The 19,337-nt window shown below is 59.5% G+C and carries 17 protein-coding genes, 1 pseudogene and 1 riboswitch; of the genes and pseudogenes, 6 read left to right on the forward strand and 12 right to left on the reverse strand.

The features are described from left to right. Window positions 1-2 precede the first annotated feature (2 nt). The 4 genes from ACZ9BB_RS21460 to ACZ9BB_RS21475 all read right to left on the reverse strand — a co-directional run bounded on the left by ACZ9BB_RS21460 (window position 3) and on the right by ACZ9BB_RS21475 (window position 2,667). Entirely contained in the window at window positions 3-611 is a 609-nt protein-coding gene (locus tag ACZ9BB_RS21460; RefSeq protein WP_476216018.1) for a YqiA/YcfP family alpha/beta fold hydrolase, read from the reverse strand. Window positions 612-682: 71 nt separating this feature from the next. Continuing rightward, window positions 683-1,498, reverse strand: coding sequence for a 3',5'-cyclic-AMP phosphodiesterase (gene cpdA / locus ACZ9BB_RS21465; protein ID WP_476216020.1), 816 nt, complete (start codon window positions 1,496-1,498; stop codon window positions 683-685). Between the two features lie 108 nt (window positions 1,499-1,606). Continuing rightward, window positions 1,607-2,059 (reverse strand): DUF1249 domain-containing protein, encoded by a 453-nt coding sequence (locus ACZ9BB_RS21470; RefSeq protein WP_008004854.1) that lies wholly within the window; start codon window positions 2,057-2,059, stop codon window positions 1,607-1,609. Then, window positions 2,050-2,667, reverse strand: coding sequence for an NUDIX domain-containing protein (locus tag ACZ9BB_RS21475; protein WP_007939630.1), 618 nt, complete (start codon window positions 2,665-2,667; stop codon window positions 2,050-2,052). Before ACZ9BB_RS21475 ends, ACZ9BB_RS21470 begins: the two co-directional genes overlap by 10 nt. A 229-nt stretch (window positions 2,668-2,896) precedes the next feature. Here ACZ9BB_RS21475 and ACZ9BB_RS21480 point away from each other — a divergent pair, with 229 nt between their 5' ends. Further along, window positions 2,897-3,643: an RsiV family protein gene (locus ACZ9BB_RS21480; protein WP_476216023.1), complete on the forward strand. Its 747-nt coding sequence runs from the start codon at window positions 2,897-2,899 to the stop codon at window positions 3,641-3,643. On the opposite strand, the gene cytX is transcribed toward ACZ9BB_RS21480, so the two are convergent. After that, on the reverse strand, window positions 3,612-4,904 hold the full coding sequence (gene cytX, locus ACZ9BB_RS21485) for a putative hydroxymethylpyrimidine transporter CytX (RefSeq protein ID WP_476216025.1): 1,293 nt from the start codon (window positions 4,902-4,904) through the stop codon (window positions 3,612-3,614). The two genes, ACZ9BB_RS21480 and cytX, sit on opposite strands and share 32 nt — an antisense overlap. A gap of 214 nt (window positions 4,905-5,118) precedes the next feature. After that, window positions 5,119-7,008, reverse strand: coding sequence for a phosphomethylpyrimidine synthase ThiC (thiC, locus tag ACZ9BB_RS21490; RefSeq protein ID WP_476216027.1), 1,890 nt, complete (start codon window positions 7,006-7,008; stop codon window positions 5,119-5,121). A 166-nt stretch (window positions 7,009-7,174) separates the two neighbouring features. Continuing rightward, window positions 7,175-7,280: riboswitch (TPP riboswitch) on the reverse strand. A 190-nt stretch (window positions 7,281-7,470) separates the two neighbouring features. Between thiC and ACZ9BB_RS21495 the strand changes: the two genes are divergently transcribed. Next, window positions 7,471-8,913 (forward strand): TolC family outer membrane protein, encoded by a 1,443-nt coding sequence (locus ACZ9BB_RS21495; protein ID WP_476216029.1) that lies wholly within the window; start codon window positions 7,471-7,473, stop codon window positions 8,911-8,913. 179 nt (window positions 8,914-9,092) lie between these two features. Here the strand turns inward: ACZ9BB_RS21495 and waaA are convergent, their stop codons facing one another. Beyond that, window positions 9,093-10,373 carry a lipid IV(A) 3-deoxy-D-manno-octulosonic acid transferase gene (gene waaA / locus ACZ9BB_RS21500; RefSeq protein ID WP_476216030.1) on the reverse strand — a complete coding sequence of 427 codons (1,281 nt, stop codon included), beginning with the start codon at window positions 10,371-10,373 and terminating at the stop codon, window positions 9,093-9,095. Window positions 10,374-10,395: 22 nt separating this feature from the next. Further along, window positions 10,396-11,286 (reverse strand): LysR family transcriptional regulator, encoded by an 891-nt coding sequence (locus ACZ9BB_RS21505; RefSeq protein WP_476216032.1) that lies wholly within the window; start codon window positions 11,284-11,286, stop codon window positions 10,396-10,398. Between the two features lie 102 nt (window positions 11,287-11,388). On the opposite strand from ACZ9BB_RS21505, the gene ACZ9BB_RS21510 reads away from it, so the two are divergent. The 4 genes from ACZ9BB_RS21510 to ACZ9BB_RS21525 all read left to right on the forward strand — a co-directional run bounded on the left by ACZ9BB_RS21510 (window position 11,389) and on the right by ACZ9BB_RS21525 (window position 14,985). After that, window positions 11,389-11,721, forward strand: coding sequence for a DMT family transporter (locus ACZ9BB_RS21510; protein WP_007939639.1), 333 nt, complete (start codon window positions 11,389-11,391; stop codon window positions 11,719-11,721). A 232-nt stretch (window positions 11,722-11,953) separates the two neighbouring features. After that, window positions 11,954-13,129 carry an NAD(P)/FAD-dependent oxidoreductase gene (locus tag ACZ9BB_RS21515; protein ID WP_138866688.1) on the forward strand — a complete coding sequence of 392 codons (1,176 nt, stop codon included), beginning with the start codon at window positions 11,954-11,956 and terminating at the stop codon, window positions 13,127-13,129. Then, window positions 13,126-13,941 (forward strand): aldo/keto reductase, encoded by an 816-nt coding sequence (locus ACZ9BB_RS21520; protein WP_476216035.1) that lies wholly within the window; start codon window positions 13,126-13,128, stop codon window positions 13,939-13,941. Before ACZ9BB_RS21515 ends, ACZ9BB_RS21520 begins: the two co-directional genes overlap by 4 nt. Window positions 13,942-14,022: 81 nt before the next feature. Beyond that, window positions 14,023-14,985, forward strand: coding sequence for a metal ABC transporter ATPase (locus tag ACZ9BB_RS21525; RefSeq protein ID WP_476216037.1), 963 nt, complete (start codon window positions 14,023-14,025; stop codon window positions 14,983-14,985). A 79-nt stretch (window positions 14,986-15,064) separates the two neighbouring features. Here ACZ9BB_RS21525 and ACZ9BB_RS21530 read toward each other — a convergent pair. From ACZ9BB_RS21530 to hldE, 4 genes and pseudogenes are all read right to left on the reverse strand, one after another. Next, window positions 15,065-15,872: pseudogene (locus tag ACZ9BB_RS21530) on the reverse strand (hypothetical protein). A 64-nt stretch (window positions 15,873-15,936) separates the two neighbouring features. Further along, window positions 15,937-16,641 (reverse strand): hypothetical protein, encoded by a 705-nt coding sequence (locus tag ACZ9BB_RS21535; protein ID WP_476216039.1) that lies wholly within the window; start codon window positions 16,639-16,641, stop codon window positions 15,937-15,939. Between the two features lie 3 nt (window positions 16,642-16,644). Then, window positions 16,645-17,619 carry a glycosyltransferase gene (locus ACZ9BB_RS21540; protein ID WP_476216041.1) on the reverse strand — a complete coding sequence of 325 codons (975 nt, stop codon included), beginning with the start codon at window positions 17,617-17,619 and terminating at the stop codon, window positions 16,645-16,647. A gap of 125 nt (window positions 17,620-17,744) precedes the next feature. Then, the gene (gene hldE / locus ACZ9BB_RS21545; protein WP_476216042.1) at window positions 17,745-19,166 is read right to left on the reverse strand and encodes a bifunctional D-glycero-beta-D-manno-heptose-7-phosphate kinase/D-glycero-beta-D-manno-heptose 1-phosphate adenylyltransferase HldE; all 1,422 of its coding nucleotides are present in this window, start codon (window positions 19,164-19,166) and stop codon (window positions 17,745-17,747) included. Between the last annotated feature and the right edge of the window lie 171 nt (window positions 19,167-19,337).

Below are 19,337 nucleotides of genomic sequence, written 5' to 3' on the forward strand. Positions count from 1 at the left end.
ACTCACAGTGCTGTGAAATCAATCGCCTGATACAAATCTGCGCCAATACCGGCAAAACTCAGAATCGCCGGCAGTTGCGCGGCAAAACCCTGGAAACTATGGTCGCCGCCGGCCTGAATGCGCAAGGCACAGGCCCGGTAATACTGCTGGGCGAGGCGATAATCCAGCGTTTCATCACCAGTCTGCAACCACACCTGAAACCGCTGCGGATCCTGGGGCGCCGGCACTTCCAGCTCGGCCAGGGCCGTCACGTGGTCGTGGGTCATTTCCCAGGTCTCACCGGTATACAGGTTTTTCTGCGTCCCCAGAAATCCGTCGAACATCCGGTGCGGGCTGACGGCAGGGTTGATCAACAGGGCTTTCAAGCCATGGCGCTCGGCCAAGTGAGTCGCATAGTAGCCGCCGAGTGAGCTGCCGACCAGCAGTGGCCGACCCAGCTCCACAATAGCCTGTTCCAGCTGAGCGATGGCCTCGCGGGGATGGTGATGCAAGGCCGGCACACGCAATTGGTCGCTCAAGCCCAACCGCTCCATCACATCAATCAACTGACAGGCCTTTTTCGACGCCGGCGCGCTGTTGAATCCATGGATATAAAGGATCGAACCAGACATTTGAGTTCCCTTTGCGTCGGGTAAAGAAGGCGGAGTTTACAGGGGGTGTCGGTACATCCGCAGGAAAAGTGTCAGTAGCCGCTGGAACCGTAATCAATCTGGAAATCGAACCCGATCACGCGCTCAACGCCAGTTTCAAGCTGACCATCGGGCAACAGCCGCAACCATCGATACCCCGGCGCCTGCTCACTCACCTTGAAATCGTCGCTGCCGGGCTCGAACTGAATGCAGGTCGAGGGCGATGCGATAAGGCGAACGCCATTGCGCACCTGATCAATCTCCTGATGCACATGTCCCCACAACACCGCACGCACCTGAGGGAACCGATCCAGCACCGCAAATAACGCTTCTGGATTGCGCAAGCCAATGGGCTCCATCCACGCACACCCGATCGACACCGGATGATGATGGAAACACACCAGATGATGCCGCTGCGGTGCCTCACTCAACGAGCGAGCGAGTAACTGCAATTGCTCATCCTGCAAATACCCCGGCACCGACCCCGGCACTGCCGAATCGAGCAACGTGACCCGCCAGTTGCCGATATCCACCACCGGCTCCAGCAGCGCACTCTGCACCGCCGCCTCCGCCATGATCCGCGGCTCGTCGTGATTACCGGGAATCCAGCGCGCCGGGGCATCGATCTGCCGGGTCAGGTCGCGAAACAGCTGGTAAGACTCCAGCGTCCCGTCCTGTGAAAGGTCGCCACTGGCAATCATCAGATCAATCTGCGGCTGCTGCTTCAATACCAGCTCAATGACCTGTTGCAGGCTGTCGCGGGTATTCATGCCCAGCAATGTCCCGTCCGCCTCGGCAAACAGATGACTGTCGGAGAGTTGCACCAGCAACGCCGAATCGGCGGTGGTCAATGTGGATACGCTCGGCAAGGCGTTCTCCCAGGGAATCACGGGATGGGTAAGTGCCGCAATTATGCTGGGGGATGATCAAAAGAGGAAACCTGTGAACCGGACGCAGTTCACAACAACACAGAGCTCTTAGCGCACAACGGCGTACTCGTGACCGCAAGCCAGGCAATGACTCAGCCATTCCCCCAGGAACAGATTGAGCTGGGCCTTTTCATCCGGCTGATGCATCGCGGCATTCGGGTAAGGATAGATGCCGCGAAAGCGTCGTGCATGTTCGGCGCTGACCACCTCGGCCATGCACGCATCGTGATAGACCTGAACTTCCAGTTGAGGAACCGGCAGCCACGGCAGGCTGTGTTCCTGACGCACTTGCAGGGTCGTGGTGTACGGACAGACCTGAAGCACTTCGAGGGCCAGCACGCCCAGCATCTGGTCGCCGTGGGTCACGGCAATGCGCCGCGCCTGCGGCTCGTTACGCATATCCGGTAGCAGTCGCATCAGGCGCGCGTAGTTGGCCTCGCAGGAAGCTTGCAGCCCCACGAGGTCGATACGATAGCGATCGCGCAGCTTGTTTACGACCATAACCCCCTCACTTCCACGCGGTTCAAAGCCAGCCATTGCAAGGCAATGATGCTCGCCGCGTTGGCAATACGTCCGTCACGCACGGCTTGCAGGGCATCTTCGAAAGCCCAGACCGTGACGCGAATATCTTCAGCCTCTTCCTCCAGCCCATGCAGGCCGCCAACCCCGGCACTGTCACAACGCCCCAGGTACAAATGCACAAACTCGTTACTGCCACCCGGCGATGGAAAATATTTTGTCATCGGCCAGAGCGCCCCGAACACAAGTCCAGCTTCCTCCTGCGCTTCGCGGTGAGCAACTTCTTCCGGTATTTCATCCTTGTCGATCAGACCGGCGACCAGTTCGATCAGCCACGGATTGTCGGTCTTGCCCATGGCGCCGACGCGAAACTGCTCGATCAGCACCACTTCGTCGCGCTGTGGATCATAAGGCAGCACACACACTGCATCGTGGCGCAAGAACACTTCACGATTGATCTCGCGACTCATGCCGCCGTCGAACAATTCGTGGCGCAGGTGCACGCGGTCGAGCTTGTAGAAACCCTCGTAGCACTTTTCACGCCGAACGATATCAACGGCGGTCGGAATGGCGTTGGCAAAATCAGTCATGACAATCCTCGTTTACTGCAAATCCGTTACGAGGCTCCTTTTTGTTACTTGCAACCTCGACTTCGCGCCATCCTAACGCGCCCGCGATGTTTGATGCAGCCCCTTTACAGTCAGCGGGATAGACGGTGAGGGCGAAACCAACTCTAATTAGCTTAGTGGCGAACTGACTGCCTCGTTGAGAGTCGAAGCGGGTAACTTTTCGCCTTCCCCTGTTTCATTAAGGACGCCCATGTCGCTTTTCAAGATCGCCTCCGTGGCCGCCATCGCCTTGACCCTGGGTGCGTGCCAGAGTCTTTTCCAACCCAATTACCGGGCGCCGCTGGAAACCACCCGCGATGCCTCTGAACAGCTGAAACCAGGTTGCGCCAATCCTGATTGCCCGCTGGTGAACATCGATACGCTGCGCTTCCCGGATGAGCCTGCGCTTGATGGCATCATCGAAAAACGCCTGCTGCAAATGACCCGCACCGCGCCCGACGCCCCTGTGGCGCCGACGCTGGCGGCGTATCGAGAGCAGTTTTTAAGCAGCGCCGGGCCGCACTACAGCAGCTACCTGCAAGCCAAGGTACGTGAACAGCATGACGGCTTGGTGATCATTGAATTGTCCAGCTACCTGGACACCGGCGGTGACCACGGCACGCCGGGTCGCGGTTTCATCAACTATTCACGTCAGCAGCATAAAGTGCTGACGCTGTCGGACATGGTGATCCCGGGGCAGGAAGAAGCGTTCTGGAAAGCGGCCCAGGTGGCGCACAACAGCTGGCTGATCAGCACCAAACTCGATCAGGAGCCAGAGTTCGTCAAGAGCTGGCCCTTCGTGAAAACCCAGAACGTGGCGTTGACGTACGGCGGGGTGATCCTCAAGTACGAAGTGAGCACCCTCGCGCCTTACGCATTGGGCCACGTCGAACTGAAGATCCCCTACCCACGCCTGAACGGCATTCTCAAGCCTGAGCTGTTTCCGGGCCGTAGCTGAAGGCTCGACCGAGCAGCAATTGCAGCAGCCCTGCCAGTACCAGCGACGGCAGGGTTGCGCCGATGTCCGGATAGAGACTGGCCAGCAAATGATAGGTACTGACCCCGCCCAACCAGGCGAGCAATGCCGGCCAGCGCAATGCGGCTGACGTCACCTGGCCACTGCGTTTGCGCAGGATGAAGTGATCCACCAGCACCACGCCGAACAGCGGCGCAAACACCGAACCGATCAACAACAGGAAGTTCTGGTACTGGGCCAATGGCGCCAGGCAGGCGATCAGCGTGCAGATCACACCGATGGCCAACGCCAGGTGCTCGACTTTCAAGCGCAACAGGATCCCGCTGGACACCGCCGCCGAGTGAATATCGGCAAAGGCATTTTCCGACTCGTCCAACAGAATCAGCAGCAACGGAATTCCCAGACCTGCACCGGCCAGCGCCAGCAGCAAGGCGTTCACTTCACCGCTCGGCGCAAATGCCAGGGTGTAGGCCACGCCCAGGCTCATCAGCCAGAAGTTGCCGATAAAGAAACCCAGCGCCGTACCGCCGAAGACGTTTTTCGCCCGTTTGCCAAAACGCGAGTAGTCGGCAATCAGCGGCAACCAGGACAGCGGCATGGCGATCGCAATGTCAAAGCCCACGGCAAACGGCATCGAACCATCACCGGCTTGCGCCCACAATGCGGCCAGATCAGCCTTGGCGAACAGGTTCCAGGTCAGCCAGACGCACGCGGCCAGCAGCAGCCAGATGCCCCACTTACGCAGAATCTTGCGCACGAAAGTCAGCGGGCCGCTGACGGCGAGCAGGGTTGCCAGTGCACCGAAGAACAGCGTCCACAGCAGCGGATTCGACCACAGGCTGCCTTCGCTGAATGCACGGGCGCCCAGCAGGCTGGCGGCGTCGCGCATCACGATAATTTCGAACGAACCCCAACCGATCAGTTGCAGCAGGTTCAGCACCGCCGGAAGGCTCGCGCCTTTTTTACCGAGGCTGAGCTTGAGTGCCGTCATCGACGACAGACCGGTGTCGCTGCCGATCACACCAACGGCAGCCAGCAACAGAACACCGACCAGCGTGCCAAGAAAAATCGCCAGCAACGAGCCGGACAGGCCCAGGCCAGGTGCGAGCAGCGCGCCGGTCTGCAATACCATCAGGCCGATGCCAAGGGAGAACCACAGAGAAAACAGATCGCGGCCGCCGAACACACGTTTGTCGGTCGGCACCGCGGTATCCGGGGAGTAAGTGCTGGGTTGGATGCTCAAGGGTGTTATCTCAGAGGAACATATGTTGTTGTGTTGACCACCCTTTATGGCGAGGGCGCTTGCTCCCGCTGGGCTGCGCAGCAGCCCCAAAATCAGTCACCGCATTCTGACTGTCAGATCGCGATTGCCGGTTTTTTACGACTGCTTCGCAGTCGAGCGGGTGCAAGCTCCCTCGCCACAGGGGTAAGCGGCGCACTTGGGTGCGCCGATCAGATCAAACCTTCTTGTACAGCTGACTGCCTTCCTGCTTGAACCGCTCAGCCTGTTCCGCCAGCCCCTTGGCGACTTCGGCATCGACGGTTTCGATCCGCTGGTTGGCCGCATATTCACGGACTTCCTGGGTGATCTTCATCGAGCAGAATTTCGGTCCGCACATGGAGCAGAAATGCGCGACCTTGGCCGAATCCTTCGGCAGGGTTTCATCGTGGTACGAGCGCGCGGTGTCCGGATCGAGGCCCAGGTTGAACTGGTCTTCCCAACGGAATTCGAAACGCGCCTTGCTCAAGGCATTGTCGCGAATTTGCGCCCCCGGATGGCCCTTGGCAAGGTCGGCGGCGTGAGCGGCGATCTTGTAGGTGATGATCCCGGTCTTCACGTCATCCTTGTTCGGCAGGCCCAGGTGTTCCTTCGGCGTCACGTAGCAGAGCATGGCGCAACCGAACCAGCCGATCATCGCCGCGCCGATACCGGAAGTGATGTGGTCGTAGCCTGGAGCAATGTCGGTGGTCAGCGGGCCGAGGGTGTAGAACGGCGCCTCGTCGCAGCACTCCAACTGCTTGTCCATGTTCTCTTTGATCAACTGCATCGGCACGTGGCCCGGGCCTTCGATCATGGTTTGTACGTCATGCTTCCAGGCGATTTTGGTCAGCTCGCCGAGGGTTTCCAGCTCACCGAATTGTGCCGCGTCGTTGGCGTCGGCAATCGAGCCCGGACGCAGGCCATCGCCCAGGGAGAAGCTGACGTCGTAGGCCTTCATGATTTCGCAAATCTCTTCGAAATGCGTGTAAGCGAAGTTCTCTTTATGGTGCGCCAGGCACCACTTGGCCATGATCGAACCGCCACGGGAAACAATACCGGTCACGCGTTTGGCGGTCAGCGGCACGTAGCGCAGCAACACGCCAGCGTGGATGGTGAAGTAGTCGACGCCCTGTTCGGCCTGTTCGATCAGCGTGTCGCGGAACAGCTCCCAGGTCAGGTCTTCAGCGGCGCCGCCGACTTTCTCCAGGGCCTGGTAGATCGGCACAGTACCGATCGGTACCGGCGAGTTACGGATGATCCACTCGCGGGTTTCGTGAATGTGCTTACCGGTGGACAAGTCCATGATGTTGTCCGCGCCCCAGCGAATGCCCCAGGTCAGTTTCGCCACTTCTTCTTCGATGGACGAACCCAGTGCGCTGTTGCCGATGTTGCCGTTGATCTTCACCAGGAAGTTACGGCCGATGATCATCGGTTCCAGTTCGGTGTGGTTGATGTTGGCGGGAATGATCGCGCGACCCCGGGCGATCTCTTCACGGACAAATTCGGGGGTGATGATTTTCGGCACGCTGGCGCCGAAGCTGTGACCGGCGTGTTGCTGGTCCAGCAAACCAGCGGCGCGGGCCACTTCCAGCTTCATGTTTTCGCGGATGGCAACGTATTCCATCTCGGGCGTGATGATACCTTTGCGGGCGTAGTGCATCTGGGTGACGTTGCCACCGGCCTTGGCGCGGCGCGGGTTGTTCACGTGAGCGAAGCGCAGCTTGGTCAGTTCCGGATCTGCGAGGCGCTCCTTGCCGAAGTTCGAGCTCAAACCCGGCAGACGCTCAGTGTCGCCACGGGATTCGATCCAAGGCGAACGCACATCGGCCAGACCTTTGCGCACATCGATGATGACGTTGGGATCGGTGTACGGGCCCGAGGTGTCATACACCACCACCGGCGCGTTGATTTCGCCGCCGAAGTCGGTCGGGGTCACGTCCAGGCTGATTTCGCGCATCGGCACAAGGATGTCGGGGCGAGAGCCCTGGACATAGATTTTTTGCGAGCGGGTAAACGGCTGAACCGATTGCTGATCGACCTTGGCCGAGTCACTCAGATTGGTTTCGATTTTTGATTTTGTAGTCATCACGGGCTCTCCAGACACACATCCAGGCAGTGGATTTTTGTCGGAGCGAACCTGTAAACGAATGGACGCACGGGCGCTGGAAATTCCAGCAGGTGCTGTGCTCGGAGCTCGAGGGGTGTTCGATTGTCGAACAACATCCCGGACGAAGCACAAGAGGACTCGCCGGGTGACGAGAAATCTTGTTCCCTACGCAGGCGCTAACCTGATCAGGTTCAACGGGATCCGAAATTATTCGATCTCAGCCTCATAGCAAGGCACCCCGACAAGAACCCGGCCAGTCTAGACACAACCGGCAAAGAACGCCAACACCGCTGCAAACACATGATGAATGGCGCAATTGCCGGATTGTTGCGGTACGCGCGTGCTACTACACTCGCTACGCCGTGCCGCGCCTTGACGCTGCACGAGCCGCGCCGTAGCCTTGGCGCTCAAATTATCAGCGTAATTTTTAGGGATGGCCTCATGCTGCGCAAACTCTCACTGGCCCTTGCCGTGTCTTGTGCGTCCAATGGAATGGCCTGGGCAGCAGAAGCGCCCTTATCGACCAAGACCGACCTGGTCAGCGTCTATCAGGAAGCGGTGGACAACAACGCCGATATCGCCGCCGCCCGCGCCCAATATGGCGCCCAGAAGGAAGTCGTACCCCAGGCCCGTGCCGGGCTGCTGCCCAACCTGTCAGCCGGTGCCGACCTGAACAACACCCGCACCTCGATCGATCAACCATCGGTGACCTCGACCCGCAGCGGCACGGTGTATCAGGCGACCCTGGCGCAACCGATTTTCCGCGCCGATCGCTGGTTCCAGTTCCAGGCCGCCAAGGACGTCAACGAACAGGCGGCGTTGCAACTCTCGGCCACCGAACAGAACCTGATCCTGCAAAGCGCCGAAAGTTATTTCAACGTGCTGCGCAGCCAGGACAACCTGGCCTCGACCAAGGCCGAAGAAGCAGCGTTCAAACGCCAGCTCGACCAGTCCAACGAGCGCTTCGACGTCGGCCTGTCGGACAAGACCGATGTGCTGCAATCCCAGGCCAGTTACGACACGGCGCGGGCCAACCGGATTCTCGCTCAGCGTCAGGTGGATGACGCGTTCGAAGCGCTGATCACCCTGACCAACCGTCAGTACAACTCGATCCAGGGCATCGTCCACACCTTGCCGATCCTGCCGCCAGCGCCGAACGATGCCAAGGCCTGGGTTGACACTGCCGCCAAGCAGAACCTGAATTTGCTGGCCAGCAACTACGCGGTGAGCGCCGCCGAAGAAACCCTCAAGCAGCGCAAGGCCGGGCATGCGCCCACCCTGGATGCAGTCGCGCAATACAAGAAAGGTGACAACGACGCCCTCGGCCTTACCAACCCGAACCCGAACGGCGTGCGTTACGGTGGCGATGTCGAGCAGCGCACGGTTGGCCTGCAACTGAGCATTCCGCTCTACAGCGGCGGGCTGACCAGCTCCCAGGTGCGCGAGTCTTACTCACGGCTGGATCAGACCGAACAACAACGCGAAGCGCTGCGTCGCCAGGTCGTGGAAAACACCCGTAACCTGCACCGCGCCGTGAATACCGACGTCGAGCAGGTGCAGGCACGCCGACAGTCGATCATCTCCAACCAGAGCGCGGTGGAAGCGACCGAAATCGGTTATCAGGTGGGGACGCGCAACATCGTCGACGTACTTGATGCCCAGCGTCAGCTGTACACCTCGGTGCGTAACTACAACAACACCCGCTACGACTACATCCTCGACAACTTGCGCCTGAAGCAGGCCGCCGGCACGCTGAACCCAGGGGATTTGCAGGACCTGACGCGCTATCTCAAAGCCGACTACAACCCGGACAAGGACTTCCTGCCGCCGGATCTGGCCAAGGCTGCGGCGGAGCAATTACGGGCTAATCCCACTCATCAATAAAAAGTAAACCTGTGGCGAGGGGGCTTGCCTGTGGCGAGGGAGCTTGCTCCCGCTGGGCTGCGAAGCGGCCCCAAATCCTGAGCATGCGGTCTGTCAGGTACATCATATCGGCTGATTCCACGACTGCTTCGCAGCCGAGCGGGAGCAAGCTCCCTCGCCACAAAGGAGCAGTGACAAATTCAGGACTTGTCGATCAACCGCCCCAACCCATCCAGCAAGCGCTGCAACGCGCCCTGATTGGTGCGCATCACCTTCAGCCCCGCCTCCGCCATCCGCTGTGCATCGCGCGGCAGTTCGAACAGCCGCTGCACCGCCAGCGCCAGACTTTCGGCATCATCGACTTCGGCCAACGCTCCGGCGCTGCGTAACTGCGCGGCGATTTCGAGGAAGTTGAACAGGTGCGGCCCACTGAGCACCGGTTTGGCCAAGGCCGCCGGCTCCAGCAGGTTATGGCCGCCGTTGGGCACCAGGCTGCCACCGACGAAAGCACTGTCGGCCAAGGCGTAGAGAAACAGCAACTCGCCCATGGTGTCACCCAGCAGCACCGAAGTGTCTGCGGTCACCGGCTCGCCCGTCGAACGCCGCACCGTGGCGAAACCTTTTTGCCGGCACAACTCAAACACCGGGTTGAAGCGCTCCGGATGACGCGGTACCAGAATCAGCAAGGCATCGGGATGATTAGCCAGTAGCCGACGATGGGCATCGAGCACCACTTCGTCTTCACCTTCATGGGTACTCGCCCCGATCCACACCGGGCGCTCCTGCGCCTGCCATTGCCCGCGCAAGTCGGCAGCACGCTGCAGCAGTTGCGGGTCGATGGTCAGGTCGAACTTGATCGAACCGGTCACTTCGACGGTTTCCGGGCGCGCACCCAAATCTCGGAAACGCTGCGCCTCGGCTTCGGTCTGCACCGCGAACAAACTCATTTCGGCGAGCATTGGTCCGGTCAGTTTATGGAAGCGGCCATAGCCTTTAGCCGAGCGCTCGGACAATCGCGCATTGGCCAGTGCCACGGGAATGCCCCGCTTGGCACATTGGTGGATATGGTTGGGCCAGAGTTCGGTTTCCATGATCACCGCCAGTTTCGGCCGGGCCTGATCAAGGAACCGCTTGGCCGCGCATGGCAAATCGTAAGGCAAATAACAGTGCTGGATGCGTGGCTCGTTGGCGAACAATGCCTGGATCCGCTCGGACCCGGTCGGAGTCATGCAGGTAACGGTGATCGGCAACGTCGGATAACGTTGCAACAAGGCACGGATCATCGGCGCCGCAGCGATGCTTTCGCCTACCGATACCGCATGCACCCAGATACCGTCCGGCCTCATCGCGGGCAGCGCGAGGGAGAAACGCTCGCCAATGCGTTTAGCGTACGCCGGCGCCTTGCGCGCCCGCAGCCAAAGCCGAATCGCTACCAACGGCAGCCCCAGGTAAAACAGCGCGGTGTAGAGAGTTCTATTCATGGCGGCGGAGTTTATCGGTTTTTTAGCCGATCGCCTGCAAGTGCACGGCAAAACGTTCCGCCAGCCAGCGGGCCGCCGGGCCAAGGGGTTCGTCACGACGCCAGACCAGTTCCACAATCAATGCCGGCGGCGTCCATTCGCTGGCCAGTTCGACCATCAGATTCTGATACGCCGGGTACTGCACCACATGGCGCGGCAACCAGGCCCAGCCAAGGCCGCGCATCACCCATTCGGCCATCACGTAGAAACTGTCGGCGCGCCAGACCTGCGGGCTGGCCGGTTCGCTGCCGGGATAAACGCTGGACTGCGTGGACATCAGCAGCTGTCGATGCTGCGCCAATTGCTGGCAATCGACCTGCGTCTGTTTCGCCAAAGGATGCCCCGTGCCGCACACCGTGACCATTTCCACGCTGCCCAGCACCCGCCGCTCGAGGGCTTCGGGAATCTGCTCGTGATAAAACAGCAAGCCCAGATCGGCCCTGCGCTCCACTAGCTTGCGCGCAACATCCCCCTGGGCGGCGCTGGTCAGCTGCACTTCGAGGCTGGGAAATTTTTCCGCCAGAGCCTCGAAGCTTTCAACCACCGCTTGATAGGGCATTGCCTCGTCCTGAGCCACACGCAGGCTCGCTTCCTGGCCGCGCATCATCGCCAGTGCCCGACCATTGAGGCGTTCACATTGGCGCAGCACTTCCCGCGCCTCTTCAAGCAGCGCGGTGCCGGCTTCGGTGAGTTTCGGCTGGCGACCACTGCTGCGATCGAACAGGCTGACGCCCAGGTCTTCTTCCAGCAGCGCAATCGAACTGCTGACCGCCGACTGCGCCTTGCGCTGATCCCGCGCCACCGCGGAAAAGGAACGCTGTTCCGCGACACTGACAAACAAGTGCAGCTGTTCCAGACTCCATTGCATGTTCATGGCTCAACCCATCTTCAGAACAGATAGGTAATGACTTTACCGCATCTGGCGGATCTCTAGAATGCCGACCTCAGAAGCAACACTTCATACGAGGATTGACCCATGACCGCTTACTACTACTTGGCCATCGCCATCTGCGCCGAAGTGATCGCCACCGTGTCGATGAAAGCGGTCAAGGGTATCAGCACGCCACTGCCGCTGCTGCTGGTCATCGTCGGTTACGGCATTGCTTTCGGGATGCTGACCCTGGTGGTGCGCAGCGTTCCGGTCGGCGTGGCCTACGCGGTGTGGGCCGGCATGGGCATCGTGATGGTCAGCGTCGCGGCGCTGTTTATCTACGGGCAGAAACTGGATGTGCCGGCGATGCTGGGGATGGCGTTGATTGTGCTGGGGGTTGTGGTTATTCAGCTGTTCTCGAAAACTGCGGGGCATTAACTGACACAACCAATGCTCTTGTGGCGAGGGGGCTTGCCCCCACTGGGCTGCGAAGCGGCCCCAAATCCAGTCACCGCTTTTTTCTGACATATTGCAGCGGCAGGTTTTGCGACTGCTTCGCAGTCGAACGGGGGCAAGCCCCCTCGCCACAATGAATCTCTTGATCGCCAGCAAAACCTCCAATCTATGAGTCTGTATACTGCGCCCTCGTCTTGAACACTGAGGTCGCTGCATGCCATCCGTTATTTCCACCGACGTTCTGATTGTCGGCGCTGGTGTCGCCGGCCTCTGGCTGAATGCACGCCTGCGCCGCCAGGGTTTCTCGACCGTGCTGGTGGAAAGCGCCAGCCTCGGTGGCGGGCAAAGCCTGAAGTCCCAGGGCATCATCCACGGCGGTGCCAAATACGCGTTGCACGGCGCCCTGACCGGCGCCTCGGAAGCCATTGCTGACATGCCGCGTCGCTGGCGTGAAGCGCTGGCCGGCGACGGTGAACTGGACCTGTCCGGCGTGCGTGTATTGTCCGATGCCCATTACCTCTGGTCCCCCGGCACCCTCGCTGGCAACCTCACCAGCTTTTTCGCCAGCAAAGCTGTGCGCGGGCGGGTCGATCAGGTCAAAGGTGATCAATTGCCGCCGGCGCTGCAAGACAAGCGCTTCAAGGGCAAGGTCTATCGCCTGACGGAACTGGTGGTCGACGTGCCAAGCCTGATCCAGCGCCTGGCCGACCTGGCTGGCGACGGTCTGCTGGCCGGTCAGCACATCGAACCGCTGCTGGAGAATGGCGAACTGGTCGGTTTGAAAGTCGACGAACGCGAAATCCGCGCCCAGCGCATCGTTCTCAGTGCCGGTGCCGGCACCGCTGACCTGCTGACCGCGCTGGGCCTGAGCCAGCCGGCCATGCAGCGCCGTCCCCTGCACATGATCATCGTCAAAGGCCCGAGCCTCAAACCGCTGTACGCCCACTGCCTGGGCGGCGGGCCGAAGCCGCGCGTCACCGTGACCACTCACCCGGCCGCCGATGGCCAGTGGGTCTGGTACGTGGGCGGCGACATCGCCGAAGCCGAAGGCGTGGCCCGCGAGCCAGCCGCGCAAATTGCCGCCGCCCAGAAAGAACTTGGCCAACTTCTGCCGTGGATCGACCTGAGCACCGCACAGTGGGCGACCTTGCGGGTCGAACGCGCCGAGCCGCTGCAATCGGGCCTGACCCGCCCGGACAACGCCTTCCTCGCCGAACAGAATCGTCTGCTGGTGGGCTGGCCGACCAAACTGGCCCTGGCACCGGACTTCGCCGACCGCGTCTTCGCCACGCTGCAACGCGACGGTATTCAGCCGAGCCATCCGGCCCCGCTGCCGGAACTGCCGAAACCGCCGATAGGCACCCCTGCCTGGGAGCAACTGCTGCCATGAGCCAACCGACCCTGCATGACCTGCATCGTCCGCTGGGCAGCACCGGCCTGCTGGTATCGCCCCTGGGCCTGGGCACAGTGAAACTTGGCCGCGATCAAGGGGTGAAATACCCCAACGGTTTTCAGATCCCCGGCGACGACGAAGCCCGCATGCTGCTCAAACTCGCGCGCGACCTGGGCATCAACCTGATCGACACCGCACCGGCCTATGGCCGCAGTGAAGAGCGTCTCGGCCCATTGCTGCGTGGTCAGCGTCAGGATTGGGTGATCGTCAGCAAGGTCGGCGAAGAGTTTGCCGACGGCCAGTCTCGCCATGATTTCAGCGCCGCGCATACCCGGTTTTCGGTGGAACGCAGCCTGCAACGCCTGGAAACGGAGGTCATCGATCTGGTGCTGGTGCATTCCGACGGCAACGACCTGGCGATCCTCAATGACAGCGAGGTCTATGCCACCCTCGCCGAGCTTAAGCGCGAAGGCAAGATTCGCGGTTTCGGTTTTTCCGGCAAAACCGTCGACGGCGGCTTGAAGGCTCTGGAACAAGGTGATTGCGCAATGGTCACCTACAATCTGAACGAACAGAACGAGAAGGCAGTCATTGACTATGCTGCTGCTCACGGCAAAGCGATCCTGGTCAAAAAAGCCCTGGCCAGCGGCCATGTCTGCCTGAGCCCGGGCGTGGACCCGGTACGCGCCAGCTTCGAGTTGTTGTTTGAACATCCGGGCGTGGCCAGTGCTATTGTCGGGACCATCAATCCGCTGCACCTCGCCCACAACGTCGCGACCGTTGCCCAGGTCCTTCATAGGGCCTGTTGACGTGTGGTGACGACCGCGACGCCAAACGTCAACAGACCCTAGCCATTGACGCCGCCCACGCGGCCTTAAGCAGGAGCCGACATGCCGCGTACGCTGATCAGAAAGAACCCGAGCAATTTCAAGACCCTGCCGTTATTCGTCGAAGCAACCCCCGAAGGCCTGACTTACCAGAGTGTCGGCATGCCGCTGAATTTCGCCCAGACCCTGCAACGGCGGCGTCCGGTCAGCGTGCCGGATGCCGAACGCTTCGCCCTTGAGCTGGCAAACCTCGGGGTCTCGGTGCGTCTGACCCTGCATTGGCAGAATCGCGATTACTGGGTATTGGTGCGTCAGCGTCGGCAGGACCGCGGCGATGTGGTACTCAAGCTGATCTCCGGTTACGTGCCGGCCCATGAGCTGAACCTGCCGCTGCTCACGGCGACCCAGGAAATTGCCGAAGAGTGCCTGCTGGAAACCCCGGAAGGCTGGCTCAGCGGGCGCTTCAACGATACCTGGCTGCCAGCACCCTACTCGAGCGCCCTGCATTACCGCGAAGCCCTGCCGTTTCGCCTGACGCCGCTATCCGGCTCGGCGCGCCCGGTGCGCTGCGCCAACATGCCACTGATCGAACGCCCACGGGCCTACGTACATTTGCCGACTGCATCGCTGCAATTGATCTACGACTTGCGCCTGGACGTGCCCAAGGAAGCCAAGTCCCTGAGCCTGTTTCATGTCGACGAACGGCTAGAAGGCGATCAACTGATCGCACGGCTCGATCGCAAGCGTCCCGATCTGTACCTGATGCCACTTAAGGATGGAGTGCCTCTTCCCGAACTGTATACGCTCAAGCGCGATAACCTTGTACCGGCCAGTACCCGTGGACTGCATCTGGCGGAGAGCTTCGCTGTCCAGGACGGTTGGGTGGTCCGTGAAGAACGTATTCGCTGGAAGGACTGGATTGCACAACAAGGACTGGCTCCGAAAGCTCAGCGACAAGGGCTGAAGCAACTGAGTGTCAAGGCTCTACGACTGGTGAACCTGGTACGGGGAACAATGCGTAAATAATTGCAAAGCTGTTGCGCACATGAGGTGAGATTCTCATCCTGAAGAGTCGACCGAAAGGCGCACCTCATGCGGCTGCAAGCTAATCCGATCGCTGTTTGTCCATGAAAGTGCGAAACCGCGCAAACAGATGGAAGTAACGATTCTCGCGCTTGCCCATCCCTCGCTTGGGAGAGAACGACTCTTCAGCAAATGCACCGGTGATACGAACGCGGGAAGCCTTGGTATCCATGGTGCAGATCCTGGCTCCCGCTTGTTGGAGTGCATATTTGAGCAGTCGCTCGGAATGTAGCTTTCTTCCCGTCGCCTTACAGAAGTCGAAGATTTGCTCGATCCTGTTCCCATAAGCCGCCGTAGGTATCACGTCCGCAAATGGCAAAACGATCGTTCAGCCCTCCCCACCACTGCCAATCAGGGATGTAGCAATTCAGCCGCCTGGCCTTGGGGTGCTTGAACACATAAGCGGGAAGTGAGGAGTGATAGAAATTGTCCGGCCGCACGAACACTACGAAATCAGGATTGAACGACTCCATCATGGCGGTGACGGTATGCAGCGAATTCAGCTGATAGACCAGATTCCTGAGAGATGCATACTCATCAGCCCATGTATCACCAAGTGATTTGACTTGCTCAAAGTTCCAACGCTCCAGAACACCGTCCGTTGAGGTGAGCAAGCCTGTCATACCCTCGAAAGCTTCGTAGTTGTCTGCCTTCAGCTCACCCGTTTCACCTGAGCGCGAGTTATGGACTTCATCAATCTTATAGAGATGGTAAAAGCACTTTACGTTGCTGTTCGAAGGCAACTGCGCAAGCACGTTTTCCTGGATGGAGGGAAAGCAAATCTCCGAATTTCTTGGAATACCAAAAAAAGCCACCGCAACATTTAACACTCGACAGCTCCCCTGAAAAAAGCTCACTTTTCGCTGCTTGCCGGCACCGGTCACAAACCATCATTCATTTGCGACGGAGCAATACTTGCCACCAACTGCGGCGTCGCAGCGGTACGACGATGACGTCTGCCTTCTGCAACCAATCTCGCTCATAGCTCCAGGCATGCCCCCCCCAAAGCTTTCCCGCTTCGTTGGAAAAACCTAATGTCAGGAGTTGATAGCTAAAACCCGCCTGACTGCGCAGCCAATCGAATAACACCAGCGCATTGAAGCCCGTGGAGGGTCCGACGTAATGTTTTCCTCCCGGCCGATCGACCGGGTAGTTCCACAATGCCGGTAACGGAATACGCTCCCAATAAAGAGCGACGTTCGGCAAAGGGCACATCGCTTGCGTGCTTCCCACCAACATCGTGAAACAACGGGCGCCAGCCTGTTTGAAAAGTCGCTGGACTTCAGGTCCGTACGGAAGACCAAAGAAATAAGCGTCAGGCGCATTGAAACCATGTACGAATACATTGACGCTCTGTGGGCAAAGCAGTGCCGATTTAACACAGGTGTTGAAGCTGACTACTACATCATCAATGCCAATCTCCAGCGCCTCGAAATCGGCCGGTGTAATGGCCGGATTATTGGCGATGAGTACAACACGAGTAGCGCCGTGCAAACTCATTTTCAGCGCCTCCGGCAGTCCATCCAGAACAGACTGGTAACCACCAGGCAGCGCATCCAGCACCATTTGCTCATCGGCTTGAGGCTGTTGAGAATCCATCGTCTACCCCGGGACCTTCATTCCATGACGTAACTTTACCCACAGGCGAATGAACGACGATGGTGGTTGCCAGGGGCGCATCTCACGCTGTATCTCGGCAGCGAGCGTACGCCCCACCCGGGCAAAGGAATACTGGCTCTGCGCGAATGCCTGTCCGTTACTGGCGATACGAGCTGTCAGCAACGGGTCGCTCTGAAGCAACTTGAGCTTTTCCACGGCCTCGTCTTCAGAACGATAGAACACCGTGTTGTGCATATCCCGAAAACCCAGTAGCTCGTCTTCTTCCCCCTGACTCCAGGCCAGCAGCACACAGCCACACGCCATCGCTTCAAAGTTCTTGATCATGAACTCGTTCATGCCGATGTCAGCGCTGACAAAAATCTTGATGCGATTGAGCATTTCCAGATACTCGGCGCCGGACTGGGTGCGGGTCACCAACATTCCAGTGCGCTGAGATAGCGATTCGAGGAGTGCTTTGCGCTGTGCATACTCGGAGCTTTTCAAACTCCCCAGAAAACCGACGGGAATATCTCGAACACCGCCCATGTTCCGCAGCATTTGTTCGTCGTATCCCTTGGAAACGAATACGGCGTCAATATTCTCGGCTTTCATCCGACGTGCAACAACAGCCCCGGATACCAGTACGCGAGAACTCGGCAGACGGCTATACAGGCGTGAATATACTCGCCGGTACTTACTGTCAGGCATGTAGTTTTGATAGGCGTCATGCTCAAGAAAAATCAGCCCGGGAATACACTTCAGAACGCGCAGTTGTCGTACGAGGCGCTTGACCCTGGAGAAAATCACGACCCGGTCGAAGCCCTGGTAATTAACCGAGGCAAGGAACGGACCGAGGTTCATCTGCTGTTTTTTGCTCAGGCGATAGACGACACAATCCTCGCAGTTCTGCTGCACGATCTCATACAGACGATCCAGAATGACTCGTTGCTCGTCCATCACCAGAAGCATGACTTTCATATATTAATTTACCGCGGGGCAAAAGCAGCTAGGCGCATTGGGTTCTTACCTGCCGATATTAACGGAGGGACGAATATTATCCTTATGGAACATCCACACAGGGCAAGGCGAAAAAGTCCATCTCATTAACGGCTACGGATCTTCTCGACAATTGCTGTTGTCGAGCTGTTTTCCACCAGCCCCAGAACTTTCACGGTCCCGCCGTAAGCGGTCACGATGTCCGCGCCAACCACTTGGTCGATTCCATAATCCCCGCCCTTGACCAGCACGTCCGGCTTGACCTCGCGCAGCAGGTTTTCCGGCGTGCCTTCAGGGAAGCTGATCACCCAATCCACGGCACCCAACCCCGCCAGTACCGCCATGCGACGGTCGACGCTGTTGATCGGACGACCTGGCCCTTTCAAGCGACTCACCGACGCATCGTCGTTGACCGCCACGATCAGACGATCGCCCTGGGCCCGCGCCTGCTCGAGGTAGGTCACGTGGCCGGCATGCAAGATGTCGAAGCAGCCGTTGGTGAAGACGATCTTTTCTTTGTGCGCACGAGCATCGTCGACTGCAAGCAACAACTGCTCCAGCCCCAAGACACCGCGTTCCGAGCCCTCTTCGCGCTGGATCGCGCGACGCAGTTCCGGTGCGCTGATGGCTGCCGTGCCGAGCTTGCCGACGACGATGCCCGCCGCCAGGTTGGCCAGAGCCACCGCGTGGGGCAGTTCTTCACCAGCGGCGATCGCGGCCGCCAAGGTAGAAATCACCGTGTCACCGGCACCGGTCACGTCGAACACTTCACGGGCACGGGCCGGCAGGTGCAACGCCGGATGATCCGGGCGCAACAACGTCATGCCGTGCTCGCCACGGGTCACCAGCAACGCGCCGAGATCAAGGTCGTGCATCAGCTGCGCGCCCTTGCTGACCAGCTCGTGCTCATCGGCGCAACCGCCGACGATGGTTTCGAATTCGCTGAGGTTCGGGGTGATCAGGCTTGCGCCACGGTAAATCGAGAAATCCTTGCCCTTGGGATCGGCCAGCACTGGAATGCCACGGGCACGGGCGGCCTGGATCAGCACCTGATGGTTTTTCAGCGCACCTTTACCGTAGTCGGACAGCACCAGCACCTTGATACCTTCGAGCAATTCGTCGACTTGCTCGCCCAACGCCAGGGCGTCGGTTGCGAAGGGTTCTTCGAAGTCGATACGGAGTAATTGCTGGTGACGGCTCATGACCCGCAGCTTGACGATGGTCGGCTGGTGCGCGATGCGCTGGAACAACGCCCGCACGCCAGCACCCTTGAGGCTATTGACCAGGCTATCGGCCGCTTCGTCGTCGCCGGTCACGCCGACCAGCGACGCCGGCGCACCGAGCGCGGCAATGTTCAGGGCAACGTTGGCGGCACCGCCCGGGCGGTCTTCGATTTGCTCGACCTTGACCACCGGTACCGGCGCCTCAGGGGAGATCCGTGAGGTACCACCATGCCAGTAACGGTCGAGCATGACATCACCGACCACCAAGACAGGGGCTTGATCGAATCGCGGCATGGACAACTTCATGGAGCAACCCACATACAAAATGAACAGGGGCGCGATATTAGCACAGGGTTGCCGCTGGCTTGCGCGATGGCTGCAACCGGATGAAACAGCGGAGTTTTCTGTTCATTTATTGATCAAAAAATGCTGGCAGGATCTATTCCGGCCTGGTGAAGACACGTAACGGCCTGGATC

Source organism: Pseudomonas sp. TE3552, from assembly GCF_056278945.1.

Coding starts and splice junctions, on each gene's coding strand:
- ACZ9BB_RS21460 (WP_476216018.1), bottom strand. CDS start 611: ATGTCTGGTTCGATCCTTTATATCCATGGATTCAACAGCGCGCCGGCG.
- ACZ9BB_RS21470 (WP_008004854.1), bottom strand. CDS start 2,059: ATGGTCGTAAACAAGCTGCGCGATCGCTATCGTATCGACCTCGTGGGG.
- ACZ9BB_RS21475 (WP_007939630.1), bottom strand. CDS start 2,667: ATGACTGATTTTGCCAACGCCATTCCGACCGCCGTTGATATCGTTCGG.
- ACZ9BB_RS21480 (WP_476216023.1), top strand. CDS start 2,897: ATGTCGCTTTTCAAGATCGCCTCCGTGGCCGCCATCGCCTTGACCCTG.
- thiC (WP_476216027.1), bottom strand. CDS start 7,008: ATGACTACAAAATCAAAAATCGAAACCAATCTGAGTGACTCGGCCAAG.
- ACZ9BB_RS21495 (WP_476216029.1), top strand. CDS start 7,471: ATGCTGCGCAAACTCTCACTGGCCCTTGCCGTGTCTTGTGCGTCCAAT.
- waaA (WP_476216030.1), bottom strand. CDS start 10,373: ATGAATAGAACTCTCTACACCGCGCTGTTTTACCTGGGGCTGCCGTTG.
- ACZ9BB_RS21505 (WP_476216032.1), bottom strand. CDS start 11,286: ATGAACATGCAATGGAGTCTGGAACAGCTGCACTTGTTTGTCAGTGTC.
- ACZ9BB_RS21510 (WP_007939639.1), top strand. CDS start 11,389: ATGACCGCTTACTACTACTTGGCCATCGCCATCTGCGCCGAAGTGATC.
- ACZ9BB_RS21515 (WP_138866688.1), top strand. CDS start 11,954: ATGCCATCCGTTATTTCCACCGACGTTCTGATTGTCGGCGCTGGTGTC.
- ACZ9BB_RS21520 (WP_476216035.1), top strand. CDS start 13,126: ATGAGCCAACCGACCCTGCATGACCTGCATCGTCCGCTGGGCAGCACC.
- ACZ9BB_RS21525 (WP_476216037.1), top strand. CDS start 14,023: ATGCCGCGTACGCTGATCAGAAAGAACCCGAGCAATTTCAAGACCCTG.
- ACZ9BB_RS21535 (WP_476216039.1), bottom strand. CDS start 16,641: ATGGATTCTCAACAGCCTCAAGCCGATGAGCAAATGGTGCTGGATGCG.
- ACZ9BB_RS21540 (WP_476216041.1), bottom strand. CDS start 17,619: ATGAAAGTCATGCTTCTGGTGATGGACGAGCAACGAGTCATTCTGGAT.
- hldE (WP_476216042.1), bottom strand. CDS start 19,166: ATGAAGTTGTCCATGCCGCGATTCGATCAAGCCCCTGTCTTGGTGGTC.